Here is a 21,614-nt window from a genome sequence, read left to right on the forward strand (position 1 = left end):
CGGGCGCGCCCGGCCAACCCCCGCCTCTACCCCCGCGCGGCCGCACCCCGGGCGGCCCCGGGCCCCCCCCGCCCATGACGGGTGGGTCTGTGCGGCAGTTGATAGAGCCGTCTCGCCTGACGCCATGGTCGGTTAGCCGAATCTACTGCTCATGCCGCAGTCCGTGCGTAGTACGCAGTCGCCGCGCTACTTTATAATCACTTTAATCCGCAACCCTGCGGCGTTGACCCTGGGGTTGTGCTTGGTTACGAAAATGCAATCCGTTGGCATTTGCCGACGTTCTGCCAGCCAGCCGCCTTCGGGCGAGCCCGCCAGCCGCAATCAACATCACTCGATCGGGGCTGACATGGTGGGGCTGGGTTCGCGCGTCTGTGCGCTGTTGTTATCTGTATCGGTGGTCGCACTGGCGACGCCTGTCGCGGCGCAGACCGCGACGCCGGCCGACTCCAAGAAACAGAAGCCGGTCGCGCGGTCGCAGGCCGCCAAACCCACGCCGCAGGCCGCAGCTGCCAATCCGCGCGATGCCTATGCGCAGGCCGGCGTCTCGACGCAGTCGCTCGATGCAATCACCGTTGTGGCGACCAAGACCGAGGAGCGCGCGATCGACGCGCTGGCGCCGGCCAGCGCCATCACGGCCGGCCAGATCCAGCAATTGCAGCCGAACCGGCTGCAGGACATCTTCGTCGCGACGCCCGGCGTGGCGTTCCAGGATCGCGGCGACGATCCGTCGACGGCCATCAACATCCGCGGCCTGCAGGATTTCGGCCGCGTCGGCGTCGTGGTCGACGGCGCACGCCAGAACTATCAGCGCTCCGGCCACAATGCCCAGGGCTCGTTCTTCCTCGATCCCGAACTGATCGGCGGCGTCGACGTGGTGCGCGGGCCGAGCGCCAACATCTACGGTTCGGGCGCGATCGGCGGCGTGGTGTCGTTCCGCACCAAGGACATCGACGACGTGCTGCGCGCCGGCGAGCGCTGGGGCGTCGACATGACCGGCTCCTACGGCAGTAACAATGCGCGCGGGCTCGGCTCGATCTTCGGCGGCGTCCGCGTCGATCCTACCGTCGACGTGTTCGGCGGCGCGCTGTATCGCACGCAGGGCAACTACAAGGATGGTGCCGGCACCGAGATCGGCAACACCGGCAACGACATCGCCGGCGGCTTGCTCAAGGTCACGGTGCGGCCGGCCGAGGGCCACGAGGTCAAGATCGGCGGCCTGTTCCAGGACTACAACTACAATATCGGCCAGTTCAATCGCGGCCCGGTGCTGACCGCGGCGCAGCGTGCGCTGTATCAGGGCTCGTCGGTGTACGATTCCAACGTGCGTAACTCCACCGGGACGCTGAGCTGGAGATATTCGCGGCCGGACGACATGCTGTTCGACTGGAACATCAGCCTGTACGGCAACCGCACCGACAACGACCAGACCAAGACCTATCACAACTCGACCAGCGGTTCGGCCTATTGCGGCGCCGGCAATTTCGGCAACAACATCTCCGGCTGCGTCGGCGACCAGCGCGGCTACCGGCTCGACACCATCGGCATCGACGCGAATAACACCACGCGGTTCGAGGCTGGCGACTGGCGCACCGCCGTGACCTACGGCGTCGACGCCTTCAACGACAAGGTCACCACCTGGGATTCGCGCGGCAATTCCAACGTCACCACGCCGAGCGGCGAGCGCACGGTGTCGGGCGGCTTCGTGCAGCTCAAGAACAATTATGCGAGCTGGCTGGAAGTGATCGGTGCGGCGCGGTTCGATCATTACGAACTGACCTCGGCCAACACCACGGCGAGCGGCAGCCGGCTGTCGCCGAAGATCACCATCGGCGTCACGCCGCTGGCGGGCATCACGCCCTATGTCAGCTATGCGGAAGGCTATCGCGCGCCGTCGATCACCGAGACGCTGATCTCGGGCGCACACGCGACCGGCGGCGGGCCGGCGCTGTTCACCTGTCCGGGCGGCACCTCCGGCCTGTTCTGTCTGATGCCCAATGCAGGACTGCGGCCGGAGGTCGGCAAGAACAAGGAAGCCGGCCTGAACCTCAAATTCAACGACGTGTTCATCGGCGGCGACAGCTTCCGCGGCAAGATCAACGCGTTCCGCAACGACGTCGACAATTACATCGACCTGGTGGCGTCGGCCCCGCAGGTGTCGAATCTCGGCCCGAGCTTCGGGCTCTACAGCAAGTATTATCAGTATCAGAACATCCCGCGCGCGCGGATCGACGGCGTCGAGGTCGAGACTGCCTACGACGCCGGCCTGTGGTTTGTCGGCGTGTCGGCGTCGGTGCTGCGCGGCACCAATCCGGACACCGGCCTCGGCCTCGCCTCGGTGCCGTCGCGCAAGGTGGTCACCTCGGGCGGCCTGCGGCTGCTCGACCGCCAGCTGACGATCGCTGCGCAGTGGGCCTCCTACGCGGCCAATACCAATCTGCCGTCCGGCTATCTGCCGGCGACGTCCTACGATCTGGTCAACCTCAACGTCGCCTACCGGCCGACCGCCGATGTGACGCTGAGCTTCTCGGTCGACAATCTGCTCAACAGCTACTACCGGCCCTATGCGATCCCGGGCTCGTCGACCGATGGCACCACGCAGAACGACGTGCTGTTCAGCAGCCCCGGACCGGGCATCGTCTACAAGGGCGGCATCAAGGTGCATTTCGGCGGCGCGTAGTACTTCGCCGCCCGCCGCGCGAGATCGCGGCGGGCGGCCAACCATCCAGCAAGGCAGGGGAGACGAGATGTTTATTGCGATGAACCGGTTTCAAGTGAAGCACGGCGCCGAACGGGCCTTCGAGGCGATCTGGCAGTCGCGCGAGTCCTATCTCAGCGAGATGCCGGGGTTCGTCGAATTTCATCTGCTCAAGGGCCCGCGGGCCGAGGATCACACGCTGTACTCGACCCACACCACCTGGGTCGACAAGGAGTCGTTCGACGGCTGGACGCGCTCCGAGCAATTCCGCCGGTCCCATGCGCGCGCCGGCAACGACACCGGGCAGAGCCTGTATCTCGGCCATCCGCGGTTCGAAGGTTTCGAGGTGCTGCGCACCGAGCGCAATTCGGCCGCGGCCTGATCGGGAGAACGCATCATGGCGATATCGGTCGTGACATCCGCCGCCGCCGACCTGAAGGCGCAGATGGCCGAGAACCCGGCGGCGGTGATCGAGGACGTCGCGCGGCAGTGGGGCGTGTCGCCGCGCGCGGTGATCGAGGCATTGCCGGCCGGTATGGCGCGGCTCGGGCCCGGCACCGGCTTCGTGGCTGCGATGAACGACATTGCGAGCTGGGGCGAGGTGACGCTGATCGTGCACAGCGACGACGCGATCTTCGAGTTCACCGGCGCGGTGCCGCCGGGCGAGATCGGCCGCGGTTACTTCAACCTGTCGCAGCCCAAGGGTCTGCACGGCCATCTGCGCCACGATAACTGCGGCGGCGTGGCCTTCGTCGAGCGCCCGTTCATGGGCAAGGCGAGCGCCTTCGTGGCGTTCCTGAACCAGCGCGGCGGCATCATGTTCAAGGTGTTCGTCGGCCGCGACGATAAGCGCGAGCTACGTGCCGACCAGCTGGCGCGATTTCGTGCGCTGGCCGATCAGATTTGCGGGGAGACGGTTGGCTGATCGCGCCCATATCGCACGGCGCTGCGGCGCCGCCGCGTTGCTCGGCGGACTGATCTTGCTGCCGAGCCGCGCGATGGCGGCTGCCGAGATGGTGACGCTGCCGCGCGATCTGTCGCCGTGGGGAATGTTCGTCGGCGCCGACGTCGTCGTCAAAGCGGTGATGATCGGGCTGGCGCTGGCCTCGCTCGCGGCCTGGACGGTGTGGCTGTCGAAGTCGATCGAACTGCGCCGCGTCGCCGCGCAGGCGCGGCGCGGACTGAGCGTTCTGGAAAACGGCAGCTCGCTGGCGCAGGTCGAAGCCGCATGCGGCGAGGCGAGCGATGCGGTGTCGCAGATGATCCGCTCGGTCGCGCGCGAGGCGAGCCTGTCGGGTGGGCTGCAGGACGATGGTTTTGCCGACCGCGTCGCGCTGCGACTGGAACGCGTCGAGGCGGCCGCCGCGCGCCGCATCGCGATCGGCACCGGACTGCTCGCCAGCATCGGGGCGGTGGCGCCGTTCGTCGGGCTGTTCGGCACGGTGTGGGGTATCATGAACGCGTTCGTTGGGATCTCGAAAGCCAACACCACCAATCTCGCGGTCGTTGCGCCGGGCATCGCCGAGGCGCTGCTGGCGACCGCGCTCGGCCTGGTGGCGGCGATTCCCGCGGTGGTGATCTACAATCATCTGTCGCGGCGGATCGCATCCTATCGGGCGCTGCTCGGCGACGCCTCGGCGCAACTGATGCTGCTGATCAGCCGCGAAGCCGCACGTCCGGCGGCGCGGCCGGCACGGGCGGTGAGTTAGGCCGATGGGCGCCAGGCTCGGCACACGTCGCGCCGGCGACGACGAGCTCGCCGAGACGCACGAGATCAACGTCACGCCGTTCATCGACGTGATGCTGGTGCTGCTGATCATCTTCATGGTGGCGGCGCCGCTCGCAACTGTGGACCTCGGCGTCGATCTGCCGGCCTCGACCGCCGCGCCGCAGCCGCGGCCGGACAAGCCGGTGTTCGTGTCGCTGCGCGCCGATCTGTCGCTGGCGATCGGCGAGGACAGCGTGTCGCGCGACGGGCTTGGCGCCGCGCTGACCGCCGCGACGCACGGCAACAAGGACGAGCGGATCTTTCTGCGCGCCGACAAGGCGGTGAGCTACGGCGAGCTGATGGCGGCGATGAATCTGCTACGCGACGCCGGCTATCTCAAGGTGGCGCTGGTCGGACTCGACGGAGGAGGGGAGCGATGAATGCCTGCGCGCTACATGCCTTCCCGGAGCGCAGCGGCGCGCCGCGCTGGCTGCTCTCCGCCGCGGTGATCGTCGGAGTCCACACCGCTGCGGTTGTCGCCGCGCTCGCGACCTACGTGCATGATCAGACGCCCGGCGAAGCGACGCCGGTGGTGATGATCGATCTCGCGCCCGCCACCGCGGCGCCGCAGGCGAGTCCGCTCGATCTCGCGCCCGGCCCGACCATGCAGGAAGCCGAGGCGCCGAGCGCCGAGCCGGAGCTGACCACGCAGGTCGCCGTGACGCCGGAGGTCGCGCCGACCCCTGCGCAAGAAACCGCGCCGGTGCCGCTGCCGCGGGAGTCGAAGCCGGCGCCGCGGGCCGAGGCAGAGAAGCGCGCGCCCGACAAGCCGAAGCGCGTGACGCCCAAGCCGCAGCGTATCGCCAAGCTGCATCCGTCCGAGCAGCCGCCGGCGCCGCGGACCAGCGCCGCGCCGAATGTCGAACGGCGCGCGCGCGACGCGATGGCCGCGGCGGCGGGCGCGATGGCCGCCGCCGTGCTGCCGTCCTATCGGCAGCGCCTCGCCGCGCATCTGCAGCGTTACAAGCGCTATCCGGCCGAAGCCCGCGCCGCCGGCCAGCAGGGCACCGCGACGCTGCTGTTCACGGTCGGACGCAGCGGGCAGGTGCTCGGCGCCAGTCTCGCACGCTCGTCCGGCAACGCGGCGCTCGACGCCGAGACGCTGGCGATGGTGCGCCGCGCCGAGCCGCTGCCGCCGTTTCCGCCGGAGCTGACCCAGGCGTCGCTACGGATCTCGGTGCCGGTCAGCTTCTTCGTCCGCTGACCGGGCCGCGACCGCTGCTCAGGCCGGCTGCAGGCCGAGCGCCTGGGCGCTCTCCAGCCACACCGGCAGCTCGCGCTGATACAGCTCGTTGCTCTCCTTGGCGCCGAGCGCCGGCTCGAGCATGAAGGTCGCGAGCGCGGACTTCACTTTCGGATCGTCATTGGCGGCGACGCACAGCTTGCCGAGCCGCTCAACGATCGGCTGCGGCGTCGCCTTGGGCACCGCGAAGCCGGTGAAGCCGCTGACCTTGAAGAACTTCGCGGTCGCGCCCTGCTCGGGCAACGTCTTGATCTGCGGCAGCGCGTCGACCTTCTTGGAATTGACGGCGAACACCGTGCCGCGATCGCTTTCCAGCACCGGCTTGGCGGCCGTGTAGCTGCCCATCGCGACGTCGAGCGAACCGTCGAGCATCCCGGTCCACATCGGCGCTTCGCCGCGATAATGGATCGGCTCGATGCTCAGGCCGTACTGCTTGTTGAGTTCGTTGATCGTCATATGTGGCGCCGAGCCGGCGCTGTAGGTGCCGAAATTGACCTTGCCGGCCTTGCGGGCGAAGGCGACGAAATCGTCCAGCGTCTTGATGTTGTGTTTGGGATTGGCGACCAGCAGAAGGCCGCCGCCGGGGATGACGCTGACCAGCGTCAGGTCCTTGTCCATGTCGTAGCCGGGGTTCTTCATCATCACCCGGTTCATCATGTAGGTGGTGGAGATCGAGCACAGCAGCGTGTGGCCGTCGGGCTCGGCGCGCGCCACTTCGGCTGTGCCGATCGAGCCGGAGGCACCGGCCTTGTTCTCGATCACCACGGTCTTGTCGACCTGCCTGCCGATGTAGTCGCCGAACGCGCGCGCCAGCAGATCGGTCTGGCCGCCGGCCGGATAGCTGCAGATCAGCCGGATCTGGCGGCTCGGCCATTGCGTTTGTGCCGATGCGCCGCGTGCGACGAACGGCAGCGCCAGCGCCGTGGTGCCGGCCGCAATGAGACGGCGGCGCGTGATGATCGCAGACATGGTGGTCCTCCCTGTTTTTTCAGCGAGGCTAGCGCAAGGTTCCGGCCCCAGCCATCGCGCAGCGATGTGACCATTTGCCACCACGGCGGCTTGCATCCCGCGGCGCGGAAACGCGTTGGCGATCGGGCACCTCTAAAATTTCCGGAGCTGATCGTGCACGTCTCCACGACGCCACACCGTCATGTCTTTGCCGATGCCGCATCGCGCAGAGCCGTCGCGCGATGACGGTGCCGTATTGCGGCGCGGCGCCGCTGCCGGCCGAATGGCTCAGTCGCTGGAATCTCGATCCGGTGCTGATCGCCGCGCTCGCCGGCTTCGCGGCGCTGCATCTCGGTTTACTGATGCGCGAACGCTCGGGTGATCGAAACGCCAAGCTCGCGCTCGCCGGCAGCGCGTGGGCGCTGATGGCGGTGCTGTTCGTCTCGCCGCTGTGCGCGCTGACCTCGGCGCTGTTTGCGGCGCGCGTCGCGCATCATGTCGTGCTGGTCGCCGGCGTCGCGCCGCTGCTCATTCTGTCGTTGCCGCAACGTCTCGCAAGGCTGCGGCTGCCGGGCCTCGCCGGCACCGCGGCGTTCGTACTGCACATGGTGCTGCTGTGGCTCTGGCATGCGCCGGCGCCCTATGCGGCAGCGCTCGCCGACACGCGGATGTTCTGGGTGATGGAGCTGAGCCTCCTCGGCAGCGCGCTGCTGCTATGGCTCGCCGTGCTGGCGCCGGCGGCGCGGCTCGGCGGCGCGCTGGCGCTGTTGCTCGGCTCGGTGGTGCAGATGGGCCTGCTCGGCGCCGTGATCACCTTCGCGCGGACGCCGCTGTACGACGCGCATCTCGGCGTCACCACGCCGTGGGGCCTCGGCGCGCTGCAGGATCAACAGCTCGCCGGGCTGATCATGTGGGTGCCGGCGGCGATCCCGTATCTGATCGCGGCGCTGATGCTGCTGGTCAGCCGGTTCGGCGCGGGCATCGCCGATGAACCCGCCCGATGATCGCGTGGCTGAAGGCGATCCACATCACCGCGCTGATCGTGTGGTGCGGCGGCCTGCTGGTGCTGCCGGGTCTGTTCGCGCGGCGCAGCCGGCTGAACCGCCGCGACGCGGTCGAGCTGCATCGCTACACCCGGACGCTGTTCATCGGCCTGGTCTCGCCGGCAGGATTCCTGGCGGTGGTGGCCGGCACGGCGCTGCTGTTCTTTCGCGAGGTCTTCACCACCTGGATGATGCTGAAGCTGCTGGCGGTCGGCCTGCTGGTGATCATTCACATGCGGGCCGGCTACGTGCTGCTGAGCGTGTTCGAGCCGGAAGGCGATTACGCGCCGTGGCGGCGCTGGGTGATGACATGCGTGACGATCGCGGTGATCGGCGTGATCCTGGTGCTGATCCTGGACAAGCCCGCGATCGAGCACGCCGACGTGCCGGCGTGGTTGCGCACGCCGGGCGCGCTTCAGTCGTCGTTCGAAACCATCAGGCCGATGCCGTGATCGAACACCAGCTTGCCGCCGTGCCAACCCGCGATGCCGACGAATACCGAGCCGAGCGCCGACATCATCAGGCCGACCGGCAGGATATTCTCGTGATCGTAAAGCCGCAGCCCCCAATTGGCGCCGGCGATCGACACCAGCATCACGCCGGCGATAGCGTGCATCCAGCTCGCGGTGCGCTTGCGGATGCCCTCGACCAGCAGCAGCTCGGCGGTGCCGGCGAGGCTCGCGGCGACGCCCAGCCAGAACGCGAAGCCGCTCGACCACAAACCGGCGCGCGCCCAGAACGGATCGGCGCCCCACCAGTAGAAAACGTCGCAGCCGAGCGTCGCAATCACCAGCGCGATCGGAAACGACACCATCATCGCATGGATCGGATGGCCGGCAAGCGCCACGATCGAGCTGGTATCGTAAGCACGGACTTCTTCGATGACTGTCTTCGGCATGATGCTCCTCGCTCAGGCCTAATGCGCCGGTGCAGCGCTTGGTTCAAAGCGGGCGTGATCGGTAGCGGTGGTGCGCTGCTCGCCGGCTGCTCCGGGCCGCTGTCGACGGTCGATCCGGCGGGGCCGTCGGCGGAGGCGATCGCGTCGCTGTGGTGGGCGATGCTGGTCGGCGCAACGTTGCTGTTCGCGCTGGTGATGGCGCTGCTGCTGTGGGTGTTTCTCAAGCCTGCGACCGATCGCAGCGCTTCGCCAAGCCTGTGGCTGGTCGGCGGCGGGCTGGTGCTGCCGGCCGTGGTCCTGACGCCGCTGCTCGGCTACGGCCTCTATGTCGGCGAAAAGCTGCTGGCGCATCCGCGCGCCGATGCGCCGGTGCGGATCGACGTGCTAGTGCGGCAATGGGAGTGGACGTTCCGATATCCGGGCCCGGACGGCATGCGCGTGTCGGTCAACGAACTGCATCTGCCGGTCGGCCGCGCCGCCGATCTGCACGTCACCACCGCCGACGTGATCCACGGCTTTTGGATTCCGCGGCTCGGCGGCAAGGTCGATGCGATCCCGGGACATACCAATGTGGTGCGGCTGTCGGCCTCGCAGGCCGGCCATTATCGCGGCGTCTGCGCCGAATTCTGCGGCACCGGCCACACCGTGATGGATTTCGCCGTTGCGGCGCACGACGGCGACGCATTTGAAGCCGCCCTCGATAAACTGCCGAAGGACTCACGATGAGCGAGTCGCGCCAAGACACAGCGGCCGCGACGAGCAGCGCGATCCGCCTGCACAAGCAGCTCGAAGCGGTGTGGGGCACGCCGCCCGGCTGGGGCCGGCTGTCGGCCGTCAACCACAGCATCGTCGGCCGACGCTTCATCTTCACCGCCTTCGTGTTCTTCGGCATCGGCGGCGTGTTGGCGATGCTGATCCGCGCCCAGCTCGCGACGCCGCGCAGCGCCTTCCTCGAGCCCGGGCTGTACAATCAGATCTTCACCATGCACGGCACGGTGATGATGTTCCTGTTCGCCATCCCGATGTTCGAAGGGCTGGCGATCTATCTGCTGCCGAAGATGCTCGGCGCCCGCGACATGGCGTTCCCGCGGCTCGGCGCCTACGGCTATTGGTGCTATCTGTTCGGCGGCTCGATCCTCTTGGTCGCGATGGCGCTCGGGCTGGCGCCGGACGGCGGCTGGTTCATGTACACGCCGCTGAGCTCGAAAGCCTACACGCCGGGCATCAACGCCGACATCTGGCTGATCGGCATCACCTTCGTGGAGATCTCGGCGCTGTCGGCGGCGGTCGAGATCATCGCCACGATTCTCAAGATGCGCGCGCCCGGCATGTCGCTCGACAAGATGCCGCTGCTGGCGTGGTACCTGCTCGTCACCGCCTTCATGATGCTGTTCGGCTTTCCGCCGCTGATCCTCGGCTCGGTGCTGCTCGAGGTCGAGCGCGCCTTCGACCTGCCGTTCTTCGACGCGGCGCGCGGCGGCGACTCGCTGTTGTGGCAGCATCTGTTCTGGCTGTTTGGCCATCCCGAAGTGTACATCATCTTCCTGCCGGCGGCCGGCATGGTCTCGACCATTTTGCCGGTGCTCGCGCGCCGCGAGATCCTTGGTTACATCTGGATCGTGGTCAGCATCGTGGCGCTCGCCTTCCTCAGCTTCGGGCTGTGGGTGCACCACATGTTCACCGTCGGCATTCCGCATCTGGCGCTGGCGTTCTTCTCGGCGGCCTCGACTGCAGTCGCGGTGCCGACCGCGGTGCAGATCTTCGCCTGGATCGGCACGCTGGCGGCGGGGCGGCCGCAGCTCAAGCTGCCGATGCTGTATCTGCTCGGCTTCTTCTCGGTGTTCGTGATCGGCGGGCTCACCGGCGTGATGCTGGCGATCGTGCCGTTCAACTGGCAGGTCCATGATACGCATTTCGTCGTCGCGCATCTGCACTATGTGCTGGTCGGCGGCTTCATCTTTCCGATGCTGGCGGCGGCGTATTACTGGCTGCCGCATTTCACCGGCCGCGTGCCGCGCCACAGCCTGGGTGTGCCGGCGTTCTGGCTGATCATCGTCGGCTTCAACCTCACCTTCCTGATCATGCACTGGACCGGCCTGCTGGGCATGCCGCGCCGGATCAGCACCTACGGCGCCGAGACCGGATGGGAGTGGCTCAACCTGGTGTCGTCGATCGGCGGCTTCGTGATGGCGATCGGCTTCGCGTTGTTCACCGTCGACGTGCTGATGCACTGGCTGCACGGCAAGCGCGGCCCGCGCAATCCGTGGTCGGCCGGCACGCTGGAATGGGTTACGCCGACGCCGCCGCCGAGCTACAATTTCGGCGCGCTGCCGGACGTCGCGACGCGGTCGCCGCTTGCCGATCAGCCGGGGCTTGCCAGCCGGCTGGCGCGCGGCGACGGCTATCTCGGCTTCGTCCGCAACGGCTGGCTCGAAACGCTCGGCGTCGATGTCATGTCGGGCCGGCTCGAGCAGATCGTGCGGCTGCCGAACCGAACGATGCTGCCGCTGATCACCGCATTGGTGACCGGCGTGTTCTTCGTCGCGGTGCTGTTCAAACTGTATTGGCTGGCGGTGCTGGCGCTGCCGGCGATCGCGGCGATGTTCCTGGCCTGGACGCCGGTGTCGGGCGAGCGCAGCGACCAGGGCCCGCTGCCGATCGGCAACGGCGCGAGCGCGGTGCTGCACAGCGAGGCGACCTCGCCGCCGTCGCTGTGGGCGATGGGCTTAACACTCGCGGCGGACGCCACGGCCTATGCGTCGCTGGCCTTCGGGCTGTTGTTTCTGTGGGTGGTGGCGCCGAACTGGCCACCGCCGGCGCTGCTCGCCTGGGCGCCAGTGGGCGTCGCACTGACCGCAGGCGGCGCGATCCTCGCGGCGATCGCCAGCTTCGCCGCGACGACGCGGCGCGTCATCGGCAGCGGCCCGCGACGCGAGGGCGCGCTGGCGGTCGCGGTGATCGGATTCGGCGCCGCGCTGGTCGGCATGACGCTGCTGGTCGCTGTGGTGCCGGATCCCACGCGGCACGCTTACGCGGCCGCCACGCTGGTGATCCTGCTGTATGCCGGGCTGCACGTCGCGATCGGCGTAATCTTCGCCAGCTTCGGCATCTGGCGCAGTCGCACCGGCTACATTTCGGCGCGGCGCAGCGTCGACCTGCGGATCGGCGCGCTGTGGAGCAGCTACACGGCCGCGCTGGCGGTCGGCACCCTGCTGATCGTCTACGGCCTGCCGCTGGTGATGGGAGCGCCGCGATGACGCGCTCGCTCTCTCGTCCGGCCTCGCTGCTGCTGATCGCTAGCGGTTTTGTGATCTGGGCCTCGGCATTCACGCTGCTCTACGCGGCGCTGTCGGTCGGCTGCGCGTTCGGCTGGCAGGCCCGGCTGGTCGGCGAGATCAGCCTGTCGCGCATCTTGCTGCTGCTGATCTGGAGCGTGCATCTCGCGGCGCTGGTCGGGCTGCTGATCCATTGCGTGCGGCTGCCGCAGGGCGAGGGGACGCCTGGCTTCATCCGCAAGGTCGCGATCGGCTCCACCGCGGCGGCCCTGGTCGCGACGGTGTGGACCGGCGCCGCGATTCCGGCCGTGTCGCAATGCCTGTGAGGCGCAGCTAGCTCAGTTCGGCGAAGCCCTTGGCAGCGCTGATCAGCGCGATGACGCCGAGGCTGACGATCGAGACGCGGCGATGCAGTGTCTCGCTGCCGCGGCGGAAGCCGAGTTCGCCGATCCAGGTGCCGAGGAACGTCACCGGCAGCGCCATCACCGACAGCCACAGCACCGTCGGGGTCGCGAGGCCGACCAGCGCGATGCTGACGAAGGCCGAGATCGAGGTGACGAGGAAGAACACCAGCAGCGAGGCGCGCGCCGCCACGGCGCGAAACGGCCCCGACATGTAGTACACGATCGCTGGCGGCCCCGGCATCGCGGCCAGGCCGTTGAACAGGCCGGCCACCATGCCGACGAATGCGGTCACCGGTCGCGACGGCACTTGGGCGAGCGCGAAGCCGCGGCCGAGCATCAGCACCGCAATGGCGATGATCACCGAGATGGCGATGCGGGCGACCGGCGCCGGCGCGACGCTGAGGGCCAGCACGCCGAGCGGCGAGCCGATCACCGCGCCGGCGATCAGCCAGCGCAGCGACGGCCAATGGCAGTCGCGCCGGTTGCGGCGAAGATCGTTGAGTCCGCTCAGCAGCTGCAGCAGCACGGCGATCGGCACCGCGGTGGCGGGCGGCATGAACAGGCCCATCAGCGGCACCGCCGCCATCGCGAAGCCGAAGCCGGTGAAGCCGCGCAGCAGCGACGCCGCCGCGACCGCCGCCATGGTTTCGGCGATGATCCGCGGCGACGGCAGCGCGCCGGCGAGACTCGCCTGCGCCGCGGCGATCAGGTCCTGCATGATGGCGTTCACCGCATGTCGATGACGACGGTCTTCTTCTTGGTGAAGTGCTCCAGCATGGCTTCCAATGAGGCTTCCTTGCCGAGACCGGACTTGCGGAAACCGCCATAGCTCAGATTCGGCTGAATCGTCAGGTTCTGATTGACCTGGACATAGCCGGCATCGAGCCGCTGCACGGCCCGCAGCGCTGTCCGCAGATCGTGCGTCCATACCGTCGCGGCGAGGCCGAAATCGCTGTCATTGGCGCGGGCGATGACGTCGTCCTCATCGTCCCAGGGCTGCACGCAGACCACCGGGCCAAAAATCTCCTCGCGCATCAGCGGCGAATCTTCCGGCAGGCCGGTGACGATGGTCGGCTGCAGATAAAGCCCGTCCTCGAGATGGCTGGCGCGGGGCAGCTCGCCGCAGCGCGCGACCTGCGCGCCGGCGGTGCGCTCGCCGAGCGCCAGATAGGATTCGATCTTCGCCTTCTGCCGCGCAGAAATTACCGTGCCGATGTCGGTGGCTTCATCCAGCGGATCGCCGATCACCAGCTTGGCGAGCGCGTCCTTGAGCTGCGCCACGAAGCCGGTGAGCAGCGTGCTGTGCACGTAGATGCGGCTCGCCGCGGTGCAGCTCTGGCCCTGCCGGGTGAAGCGCATGCCCGCGATCGCGCCGGCGATGACGCGCGCCATGTCGGCATCCGGATAGACGATCATCGGGCTCTTGCCGCCGAGCTCGAGGCTGACCGGAATGATCTTTCGCGCTGCGGTCTGGTAGATCAGTTCGCCGACTGCCTGCGAGCCGGTGAAGGTCACCTTGGCGACGGCGGGATGCTCGACCAACGCCGAGCCGCAATCGCGGCCGGTGCCGCAGATCACGTTGAGCACGCCGGCCGGCAGCAGCTCGGCCATCAGCCGCGCCATCTCGATGGTGGCGAACGGCGCTTCTTCGGATGCTTTCACCACCACGGTGTTGCCCGCCACAAGCGCCGGGGCGATCTTCAGCATCATCAGCACCAGCGGCACGTTCCACGGCAGGATCGCGGCAACGACGCCGAGCGGCTCGCGGCTGGTGTAGGTGAGGATCTGCGGATCGAACGGCAGCGTCTCGCCCTTCAGCTCGGACGCCAGCCCCGCATACATCGTGACGATGTCGATCGCGGTCGCGACTTCGCCGCGGCATTCGGTGCGGATCGCCTTGCCGGTCTCCAGCGCCAGCACGGTGGCGATCACCTCGCTGCGCGCCGCAATCGCCCGCGCCGCTTCGGCGATCAGCTTGCCGCGCTGCCGCGCCGGTGTCGCGGCCCAGCCGGGAAACGCCACCGAGGCGGATTCGACCGCGCGGGCGACGTCGTCGGCGGTCGCTGCGGGCGCTTGGCCCAGCACCGCGCCGGTGGCGGGGTCGAGCACGTCGAGCGTGGCGCCGGCCACAGCCGGAACCAGCGCATTGCCGATCAGATGACGGCCCTGCAGTTGCGTGAACACGTCCGACACGGCGGGCGCGATGGCGGGATTGATGCGGGTGGCGATGTTGATCATCGCATCACCTTGGCGATTGCGCATCGCGCGCGAAGGTCCAGCCGGGGCCAAGCCGTTGGGCCAGTTAGGCCCCGGATTCTGGCCGCAGACATCGCGGCATCTGGTTCTAAGCATGCCCTGCGGCTCGTGACAGCCTGAGCATGAAGCTGCCGGCCGATCCGCGCCATCATCACGGAGACGCCCCTGCGCCCACCATGATGGAATGTGCTTGCTATGTCGGAACTTGATACTCAGCGCCTGCGCCAACTCGAACTTCTGTTCGCCGCCTTCAATCGCCACGACGGCGCCGGCGTGATGGCGGTGATGACCGACGATATCGTGTTCGACGCTGCCGCCGGCCCCGAGGCCTGCGGCCGCCGCATCAGCGGCGCCGCCGACGTCCGCGCCGCGTTCGAAGGCACCTTCGCGACCTTCCCGGATGTCAGCTGGGAATGCACACGCCACGCCGTGTTCGGCGATCGCGGCATCTCCGAATGGATTTTTCGCGCTACCGCGAAGGACGGCTCGCGCATCGAGGCGGAAGGCGTCGATTTGTTCGGCTTCCGTGGCGACAAGATCGTCAGCAAGAGCGCCTTCCGCAAGGATCGTCCGGCGCTGCCCGCCAAGGGAGCCGCATGATGAACCGGCCGCTGAAGACGCCGCCGCTGGCGGCTTATGACCCGCACTACGACCCGCTGGTCAGCGACGGCCCCGGCCACAACCGGGACTACGCGCCGACCTATTGGCACGCCACCGCCGGCGCGCTGCCGGCCGATGACGGCCCGGTCACCGGCGACATCGACGCCGACGTGGCAATCGTCGGCTCCGGTTACACCGGTCTCGCCTGCGCGATCTTTCTGGCACGCGAGCACGGGCTCAAGCCGGTCGTGCTCGAAGCCAATCGCGTCGCCTGGGGCTGCAGTACGCGCAATGGCGGGCAGGGCCAGAACGCCGCCGGCCGGCTGACGCGTTCGCAATGGATCGCGCGCTGGGGCCTCGACGTCGCCAAGCGGCTGCACGCCGAAGTGCGCGACGGCTTCGAAACGTTTGAAGAGCTGGTGCGGCAGAGCCCGATCGACTGCGAGCCGCAGCGCGGCGGGCATCTCTACATCGCGCACCGCCAGCGCAATCTCGACAAGATCTCCGCCGAAGCCGCGGTGCTGCGCAACACCTTCGGCGAACAGACCAGCGTGATCGGCGGCGATCAGCTGCGCAGCGACTATCTCAACGAGGCCGAAGCGGTCGGCGCCGTGCTCGAGCCGCTCGGCACCGGCGTGCATCCGGCCAAGCTCGCTTTCGGCTATCAGCAGATGGCGCGCGACCTCGGCGTCAAGGTGCATCCGGCGAGCCCGGTCGCCAGCATCCAGCAGCAGGGCGGCAAGCTGCATCTTCGCACGCCCGGCGGCGTTGTTCGCGCCCGCGCGGTCGGCATCGCCACCGGCGCCTACACGGCCCCCGGCCTGACTCCGGCGCTGCGCGGCCGCTGCATGCCGATCCTATCGAACTCGATCGCCACCCGGCCGCTGACCGCCGCCGAACTCGACGCCACCGGCTTCAAGACCAAGCTGGTGCTCACCGATACGCGCACGCTGCGCTATTACTATCGGCTGCTGCCGGACAATCGCATCCAGATCGGCAGTCGCTCGTCGATCACCGGCGCCGACGCCGACGCGCCGAAGCATCTGCAACTGCTGATCGACGGTCTGCACCGCAAATTCCCGGCGCTGCAGGGCATCGAGATCGATTATTCGTGGTGGGGCTGGGTCGACGTCAGCCACGACATGATGCCGCGCATCTTCCGGCCCGATCCGCAGGCGAACCTGTTTTACGCGCTCGGCTACGGCGGCAACGGCGTGTCATATTCGGCCCAGGCCGGCCGCCGCATGGCGCAGATGATCGCCGGCCAGCACTTCAAGGGCCAGGACCTGCCGATCTTCACCTCGCCGCTCCCGACCCACACATTCGAACCGTTCCGACGCTTAGGCCAACGCATGCTGTATCGCTGGTATCACCTGCGCGACGAGGCGGCGTAGCCGCTCTCAGGGTCGCCGACGCTGTCGGTCAAGCACTGTTCTCACCCCTCGTCATGGCCGGCCTTGTGCCGGCCATCCACGAACTTGGGCTCACGCCGGAGAGAAGACGTGGATGGCCGGGACGAGCCCGGCCATGACGGACGGATAGGGCCGTGTTACTCCCTTGCGCTCTTCATCCGCGCCACCAGCAGATCCGCCACCATCCGGCACGATGGCGAGATGGTGCGCGACGCGAGCTGTACCAGCGTCACCTGCGTGGCCTCCAGCCGCGGGTCGCGCAGCGGGACGGCGACGATGCGGCCGGCTGTGATCGCCGGCATCGCGGTGTCGCGCGGCAGGAAGGTGGCGAGGTCGGTGCGCCAGGCCAGCATCTGGGCGAACGCCAGCGAATTGGTCTCGCTGCAGATCTCCAGCCGGATCTTGGCGGTGGCGCAGGCGCGGTCGACCTCCTGCCGGATGCCGAATGACGGATCCGGCACCACCACACGCAGCCCGGCCAGTTCCTTGACCGTGCACGACTCCCGCGTCGCCAGCGGATGGTTCGGTGCGACGATGAGGCATAGCGACTGCCGCATCCGCGCCAGTTCGATCAGATCGCGCCGCGGCGCGCGGCCGAACACCAGGCCGAGATCGACCTCGTTGCGCCCGACGGACTCGGCGACCGCGCGCGAGCCGAGCACCGTGGTTGAGACGAAGATGCCCGGATAATCGGCCGCCAGCTCGATCAGGAAGTTCGAGAGGAAATTCGACAGCATGCCTTCGACGGTGGCCAGCTTGATCTGGCCGCGGCTCATTGCCTCGAATTCCTGCACCCGCGCGCGGATGCCGTCGAGCAGGCTGCGATTGTCGACCGCGTAGCGATACACCAGCCGGCCGGCGTCGGTGAGCACCATGCCGCGGGCGTTGCGCTCGAACAGCTTGACCGACAGCTCTTCCTCGATCGCCTGGATCTGCCGGCTTATCGCCGACGGCGCGATCCGCAGCGTCGCGGCCGCCTGCTTGATCGAGCCGGCTTCTGTCACCTCGCGGAAATAACGGATCGCCGCGGACTCGATCATGGCCGTATTTCCTCTGGATTCGACCTGCCGAAGATTCCGGCAGCGGTTGGCTAGAGTTCTAATTATTCGATCCGAGACTTCCAAATTCAATGCTTTTATTCGAACGGGTGGTTTGGCAGAGTTGTATCCAGCCATCACCGCCCGGGAGATTTCCGCATGCTTCACACGTGGGTTGCTCGCTGCGTCCGCCTCGCTGTCCCGCTCGGCCTTGCCGCGCTGGCGTCCGGAACACACATCGCCGCAGCGTCGGCCGACGACGTGATCAAGATCGGCGCGCCGCTGCCGATCACCGGGCCGCTCGCCCCGGAAGCCATCAAGCAGCAGCAGGGCTACAATCTGTGGGCCGAGCAGGCCAACAAGGCCGGCGGCATCAATGTCGGCGGCAAGAAGTACAAGGTCGAGATCGTCTACACCGACTATCAGTCGAACACGCCGCGCGCCGTGCAGGCCAGCGAGCAGCTGATCACCCAGAACAACGTCAACTTCCTGTTCGGGCCGTTCGGCTCCGGCGCCGCCAAGGCCGCCAGCACGGTCTCCGAAAAGTACAAGGTGCCGACGCTGGCCGCGACCGCCTCCTCGGTGCAGGTCTACGACCAGAACTACAAATATCTGTTCGGCACCTTCACGCCCAACGACACCCTGACGACGCCGCTGACCGAGATGGTCAAGGCCAAGGTGCCTGAAGTGAAGAAGATCGCCATCCTGGCCCGCAACGACCTGTTCCCGCTGGCGATCGCGCAGGAAATGGAGAAGTCCGCCAAGGCCGCCGGCTTCGAAGTGGCGTATTTCGAGAAATACGCGATCGGAACGCTCGATCATTCGGCGACGCTGTCGTCGATCAAGGCGCTGGCGCCGCAGTGGATCTTCGTCACCGGCTATACCAACGACCTCCTGCTGGTGCGCAAGCAGATGGCCGACCAGCAGATCAAGGCGCCGGTGGTGTCGATGATCGCCGGCCCGGCCTATCAGGAGTTCATCGATGCGCTCGGCAAGGGCGCCGAGAACGTCTCCTCCGCCGCCTGGTGGCATCCGGCCTCGCAATATGAAGGCAAGGACATCTTCGGTTCGACCGCGAACTTCGTGAAGCTGTTCAAGGAGAAGTACAACAGCGAGCCCGACTACGCCCACGCCTCCGCGGCGCTGTGCGGCGCGCTATTCCAGATCGCCATCGAGAAGGCGGGCTCGACCGACCGCGAGAAGGTCCGCGACGAACTCGCCAAGATGGACGTCGTCACCTTCTTCGGCCCGGTGAAATTCGGCGCCAACGGCCAGATCAACTCGCTCGATCCGCCGGTCTTCCAGATCCAGGGCGGCAAGCCGGTGGTGCTGTTCCCGCAGGCGATCAAGCAGGGTGAACTGAAGGTCGGCGTGGAGTAATCGCCGCTGGTCACGTGGCGTCGCGAGCGCCCCCATACCGCGCGCGATGCCACGCAGCCACTCTGCCTCGACCAAACTGACGATCGACCAAATCTTCGTTCTGTTCACGCCTCGCGCCGGGTGAAAGACTTTTCATGCAAGCCATCCAGATCCTGATCAACGCGCTGGTGCTGGGCAGTCTTTATGCCTGCATCGCGATCGGGTTTTCGCTGGTGTGGGGCGTGCTCAACGTCATCAACCTGATCCACGGCTCTTTTATCGTGCTCGGCGGCTATCTGGCATTCATGCTGTACCAGTCGCTGCATCTGTCGCCGTGGTACGCAATCTTCATCGCCGCACCGCTGTTCTTCGCGTTCGGCTACGTCATCCAGCGGCTGATCCTCAACCGGGTGATCACCGCGCCGGTGCTGGTGACGCTGACGCTGACTTTCGGGCTCGATTTGATCCTGAACAACGCGATGATCTATTTCTTCACCGCCGACTATCGCAAGCTGATCCTGAGCCCGCCGCTCGGCTCACTGGCGTTCGGCGGCGTGGTGGTGCCGGTCGACCGGCTGATCGCCACCGCGACCGCGCTGGCGCTGACCGGCCTCCTGTATCTGCTGCTGCGCCGCTCCAAGGTCGGCCGCGCCATCGTGGCGGTGCGGCTCGATCGTGACGCCGCGGTGCTGATGGGCGTGCATGTCCCGTCGATCTATGCGGTCGCGTTCGGGCTCGGCGCCGCGCTCGCCGGCTGCGCCGGCGTGCTGATGGCGCTGATTTTCCCGATCTCGCCGCTGACCTCCTCCACCTTCCTCGGCAAGGCCTTCGTGGTCTGCGTACTCGGCGGCCTCGGCAGCGTCTCCGGCGCACTCGCAGGAGGCCTGCTGCTGGCGCTGGTCGAAAGCGTCGGCGCCACCTATCTCGGCCCCGCCCATGCCACCACGCTGTCGTTCCTGCTGCTGATCATCTTCCTGGTGCTGCGCCCGCAGGGCTTGCTCGGCCGAAAGGGCTTCGAATGACCCGCAGCCACGTCGCTCTCCTGATCCTGATCGCCTGCGTGGCGGCGCTGCCGCTGTTCGGCGGCGCCTATGCGCTGCGGCTCGGCACCATGGCCTGCATGTATGCGGTGCTGGCGCTGTCGTGGAACATCGTCGGCGGCTTCGCCGGCTATCCGTCATTTGCGACGGCAGCGTTCTTTGGCTTCGGCGCCTATTGCACCGGCGTGCTGATGGGCAAAGGCGTGCCGATGAGCCTGGCGCTGATCGTCTCCGGCGTGCTGGCGCTGCTCGCCGCCGGGCTGCTCGGCGCGATCCTGCTGCGGCTGCGCGGGCATTATTTCGCGATCGCCAGCCTGTCGCTCGCCGAGGTGCTGCGCGAACTCGTCAACAACGCCACCGACCTGACCGGCGGCGGCATGGGGCTGAACATCCCGCTCACCTCGGGCGCCGGCGTGATGGCCGAGGCGACCTACTACTTCTACACGATGTGGGGCGTGATGCTGCTCACCGCCCTGATGGTGATCGCGGTCGCCAATTCAAAGCTCGGCTTCGCGCTCAACTGCATCCGCCAGAACGAAACCGCGTCCAGCATGGTCGGCCTCAACACCACGCTCGCCAAGGCCGCGGCGTTCGGCCTGTCGGCCTGCTTCGTCGCGGTCGCCGGCGGCATCTACGCCGCCTGGGTGCACTACATCGACCCGTCGGACGTGTTCGACATCCTGTATTCGGTGAAGCCGATCGTGATGGCGCTGATGGGCGGGCTCGGCTCGCCGCTCGGGGTGGCCTGCGGGGCCTTCCTGTATCTGGGCCTCGAAGAAGTGGTGTGGCGCAACTACACCCATATCCACACCGGCGTGCTCGGCGTGCTGATCGTGCTCCTGCTGCTGTTCCTGCCGCACGGCCTGACCTCACTGCGCGCCGATCGTCTGTGGCAGAGGACCAAGCATGTCTGAGCTGCTCCGCCTCACCGGCGTGTCGCGCCGCTTCTCCGGCCTGCAGGCGCTGCGCGACGTCAATTTGTCGGTCGCTCGCGGCGAAGTGCTCGGCCTGATCGGGCCGAACGGTGCCGGCAAGACCACGCTGGTCAACACCATCTGCGGCGTCACCCCGGCGAACACCGGCACGGTGCTGTTCGACGGCAAGGACATCACCAAGATCAAGACCTATCAGGCTGCCCGGCTCGGTCTGTCGCGCACCTTCCAGATCGTGCAGCCGTTCGCCGAATTCTCCGCGCTCGACAACGTCGCGGCCGCCGCGCTGTTCTCGCAGCCCGGCGCCAGCCTGAAATCGGCGCGCGAGGCCGCGCGCGAGCATCTGTCCTTCGTCGGCCTCGACGCCCAGGCCGAGCAGCCCGCCGCCACGCTGACGCTGGCGATGCGCAAGCGGCTCGAACTCGCCAAGGCGCTGGCGATGAAGCCGAAGCTGCTGTTCCTCGATGAGGTCAATGCCGGCCTCAACAGCGCCGAGGTCGAGCGCGCGACAAAGCTGATCCACCAGCTCGCCGCCGGCGGCATCACCATCGTGATGATCGAGCATCTGATGAAGGTGGTGCTGAACGTCTGCACCCGCATCGTCGTGCTGCACAACGGCCATCCGATCGCCGACGGCGTGCCGCGCGAGGTGATCAGCAATCCCGCCGTGGTCGAAGCCTATCTCGGCCAGCAATACGCCAAAC

Annotated in this window: 22 protein-coding genes; 17 read left to right on the forward strand and 5 right to left on the reverse strand. The window is 67.5% G+C overall.

What is annotated here, in order from left to right; all coding sequences use genetic code 11:
- Positions 1 to 346: 346 nt before the first annotated feature.
- The 6 genes from ACOJTD_RS12855 (at position 347) to ACOJTD_RS12880 (ending at position 5,667) form a co-directional block, all read left to right on the forward strand.
- The gene (locus tag ACOJTD_RS12855; protein WP_420133296.1) at positions 347 to 2,677 is read left to right on the forward strand and encodes a TonB-dependent hemoglobin/transferrin/lactoferrin family receptor; all 2,331 of its coding nucleotides are present in this window, start codon (positions 347 to 349) and stop codon (positions 2,675 to 2,677) included.
- Positions 2,678 to 2,744: 67 nt separating this feature from the next.
- Positions 2,745 to 3,077, forward strand: coding sequence for an antibiotic biosynthesis monooxygenase family protein (locus tag ACOJTD_RS12860; protein WP_420133297.1), 333 nt, complete (start codon positions 2,745 to 2,747; stop codon positions 3,075 to 3,077).
- A 15-nt stretch (positions 3,078 to 3,092) separates the two neighbouring features.
- Positions 3,093 to 3,620, forward strand: a complete 528-nt coding sequence (gene hutX / locus ACOJTD_RS12865; RefSeq protein ID WP_420133298.1) for a heme utilization cystosolic carrier protein HutX — start codon at positions 3,093 to 3,095, stop codon at positions 3,618 to 3,620.
- Complete coding sequence (exbB, locus tag ACOJTD_RS12870) at positions 3,613 to 4,404, forward strand: tonB-system energizer ExbB (protein WP_420133299.1); 792 nt, start codon at positions 3,613 to 3,615, stop codon at positions 4,402 to 4,404. Before hutX ends, exbB begins: the two co-directional genes overlap by 8 nt.
- Before the next feature lie 4 nt (positions 4,405 to 4,408).
- Entirely contained in the window at positions 4,409 to 4,843 is a 435-nt protein-coding gene (exbD, locus tag ACOJTD_RS12875; protein WP_420133300.1) for a TonB system transport protein ExbD, read from the forward strand.
- Positions 4,840 to 5,667, forward strand: a complete 828-nt coding sequence (locus tag ACOJTD_RS12880) for a TonB family protein (RefSeq protein WP_420133301.1) — start codon at positions 4,840 to 4,842, stop codon at positions 5,665 to 5,667. Before exbD ends, ACOJTD_RS12880 begins: the two co-directional genes overlap by 4 nt.
- A gap of 18 nt (positions 5,668 to 5,685) precedes the next feature.
- Here ACOJTD_RS12880 and ACOJTD_RS12885 read toward each other — a convergent pair whose 3' ends face one another.
- Entirely contained in the window at positions 5,686 to 6,675 is a 990-nt protein-coding gene (locus tag ACOJTD_RS12885) for a Bug family tripartite tricarboxylate transporter substrate binding protein (RefSeq protein ID WP_420133302.1), read from the reverse strand.
- 221 nt (positions 6,676 to 6,896) lie between these two features.
- Here ACOJTD_RS12885 and ACOJTD_RS12890 point away from each other — a divergent pair, with 221 nt between their 5' ends.
- Positions 6,897 to 7,658, forward strand: coding sequence for a cytochrome c oxidase assembly protein (locus tag ACOJTD_RS12890; RefSeq protein WP_420133303.1), 762 nt, complete (start codon positions 6,897 to 6,899; stop codon positions 7,656 to 7,658).
- Complete coding sequence (locus tag ACOJTD_RS12895) at positions 7,655 to 8,149, forward strand: CopD family protein (protein ID WP_420133304.1); 495 nt, start codon at positions 7,655 to 7,657, stop codon at positions 8,147 to 8,149. The genes ACOJTD_RS12890 and ACOJTD_RS12895 overlap by 4 nt, the downstream gene beginning before the upstream one ends.
- On the opposite strand, the gene ACOJTD_RS12900 is transcribed toward ACOJTD_RS12895, so the two are convergent.
- Positions 8,113 to 8,595 (reverse strand): DUF2231 domain-containing protein, encoded by a 483-nt coding sequence (locus tag ACOJTD_RS12900; RefSeq protein WP_420133305.1) that lies wholly within the window; start codon positions 8,593 to 8,595, stop codon positions 8,113 to 8,115. The two genes, ACOJTD_RS12895 and ACOJTD_RS12900, sit on opposite strands and share 37 nt — an antisense overlap.
- Before the next feature lie 54 nt (positions 8,596 to 8,649).
- Here ACOJTD_RS12900 and coxB point away from each other — a divergent pair, with 54 nt between their 5' ends.
- From coxB to ACOJTD_RS12915, 3 genes are read left to right on the forward strand one after another with little or no spacing between them, the layout of a single operon-like run.
- Positions 8,650 to 9,321: a cytochrome c oxidase subunit II gene (gene coxB, locus ACOJTD_RS12905; RefSeq protein WP_420133306.1), complete on the forward strand. Its 672-nt coding sequence runs from the start codon at positions 8,650 to 8,652 to the stop codon at positions 9,319 to 9,321.
- Positions 9,318 to 11,852 (forward strand): cytochrome c oxidase subunit I, encoded by a 2,535-nt coding sequence (gene ctaD / locus ACOJTD_RS12910; RefSeq protein WP_420133307.1) that lies wholly within the window; start codon positions 9,318 to 9,320, stop codon positions 11,850 to 11,852. The genes coxB and ctaD overlap by 4 nt, the downstream gene beginning before the upstream one ends.
- Positions 11,849 to 12,196, forward strand: coding sequence for a hypothetical protein (locus tag ACOJTD_RS12915; RefSeq protein ID WP_420133308.1), 348 nt, complete (start codon positions 11,849 to 11,851; stop codon positions 12,194 to 12,196). Before ctaD ends, ACOJTD_RS12915 begins: the two co-directional genes overlap by 4 nt.
- A 7-nt stretch (positions 12,197 to 12,203) precedes the next feature.
- On the opposite strand, the gene ACOJTD_RS12920 is transcribed toward ACOJTD_RS12915, so the two are convergent.
- Together ACOJTD_RS12920 and ACOJTD_RS12925 are read right to left on the reverse strand one after the other, a co-directional pair.
- On the reverse strand, positions 12,204 to 12,992 hold the full coding sequence (locus tag ACOJTD_RS12920) for a sulfite exporter TauE/SafE family protein (RefSeq protein WP_420133309.1): 789 nt from the start codon (positions 12,990 to 12,992) through the stop codon (positions 12,204 to 12,206).
- Positions 12,993 to 13,000: 8 nt separating this feature from the next.
- Positions 13,001 to 14,512, reverse strand: a complete 1,512-nt coding sequence (locus tag ACOJTD_RS12925; RefSeq protein WP_420133310.1) for an aldehyde dehydrogenase family protein — start codon at positions 14,510 to 14,512, stop codon at positions 13,001 to 13,003.
- 213 nt (positions 14,513 to 14,725) lie between these two features.
- Between ACOJTD_RS12925 and ACOJTD_RS12930 the strand changes: the two genes are divergently transcribed.
- Both ACOJTD_RS12930 and ACOJTD_RS12935 read left to right on the forward strand, forming a co-directional pair.
- Entirely contained in the window at positions 14,726 to 15,130 is a 405-nt protein-coding gene (locus tag ACOJTD_RS12930; protein ID WP_054163070.1) for a nuclear transport factor 2 family protein, read from the forward strand.
- Complete coding sequence (locus ACOJTD_RS12935; protein ID WP_420133311.1) at positions 15,130 to 16,524, forward strand: NAD(P)/FAD-dependent oxidoreductase; 1,395 nt, start codon at positions 15,130 to 15,132, stop codon at positions 16,522 to 16,524. The genes ACOJTD_RS12930 and ACOJTD_RS12935 overlap by 1 nt, the downstream gene beginning before the upstream one ends.
- A gap of 155 nt (positions 16,525 to 16,679) precedes the next feature.
- Here ACOJTD_RS12935 and ACOJTD_RS12940 read toward each other — a convergent pair whose 3' ends face one another.
- Positions 16,680 to 17,582 carry a LysR family transcriptional regulator gene (locus tag ACOJTD_RS12940; protein WP_420133312.1) on the reverse strand — a complete coding sequence of 301 codons (903 nt, stop codon included), beginning with the start codon at positions 17,580 to 17,582 and terminating at the stop codon, positions 16,680 to 16,682.
- A gap of 156 nt (positions 17,583 to 17,738) precedes the next feature.
- On the opposite strand from ACOJTD_RS12940, the gene ACOJTD_RS12945 reads away from it, so the two are divergent.
- The 4 genes from ACOJTD_RS12945 to ACOJTD_RS12960 form a co-directional block, all read left to right on the forward strand.
- Positions 17,739 to 18,959, forward strand: a complete 1,221-nt coding sequence (locus ACOJTD_RS12945) for an amino acid ABC transporter substrate-binding protein (protein WP_420133313.1) — start codon at positions 17,739 to 17,741, stop codon at positions 18,957 to 18,959.
- Positions 18,960 to 19,093: 134 nt separating this feature from the next.
- The gene (locus ACOJTD_RS12950) at positions 19,094 to 19,960 is read left to right on the forward strand and encodes a branched-chain amino acid ABC transporter permease (RefSeq protein WP_420133314.1); all 867 of its coding nucleotides are present in this window, start codon (positions 19,094 to 19,096) and stop codon (positions 19,958 to 19,960) included.
- The gene (locus ACOJTD_RS12955; RefSeq protein WP_420133315.1) at positions 19,957 to 20,892 is read left to right on the forward strand and encodes a branched-chain amino acid ABC transporter permease; all 936 of its coding nucleotides are present in this window, start codon (positions 19,957 to 19,959) and stop codon (positions 20,890 to 20,892) included. The genes ACOJTD_RS12950 and ACOJTD_RS12955 overlap by 4 nt, the downstream gene beginning before the upstream one ends.
- On the forward strand, positions 20,885 to 21,614 hold a 730-nt coding region (locus ACOJTD_RS12960), incomplete at its 3' end, for an ABC transporter ATP-binding protein (protein WP_420133316.1). The genes ACOJTD_RS12955 and ACOJTD_RS12960, both read left to right, overlap by 8 nt.

It is taken from the genome of Rhodopseudomonas sp., from assembly GCF_048594845.1.
In the GTDB taxonomy this organism is placed as follows: Bacteria; Pseudomonadota; Alphaproteobacteria; order Rhizobiales; family Xanthobacteraceae; genus Rhodopseudomonas.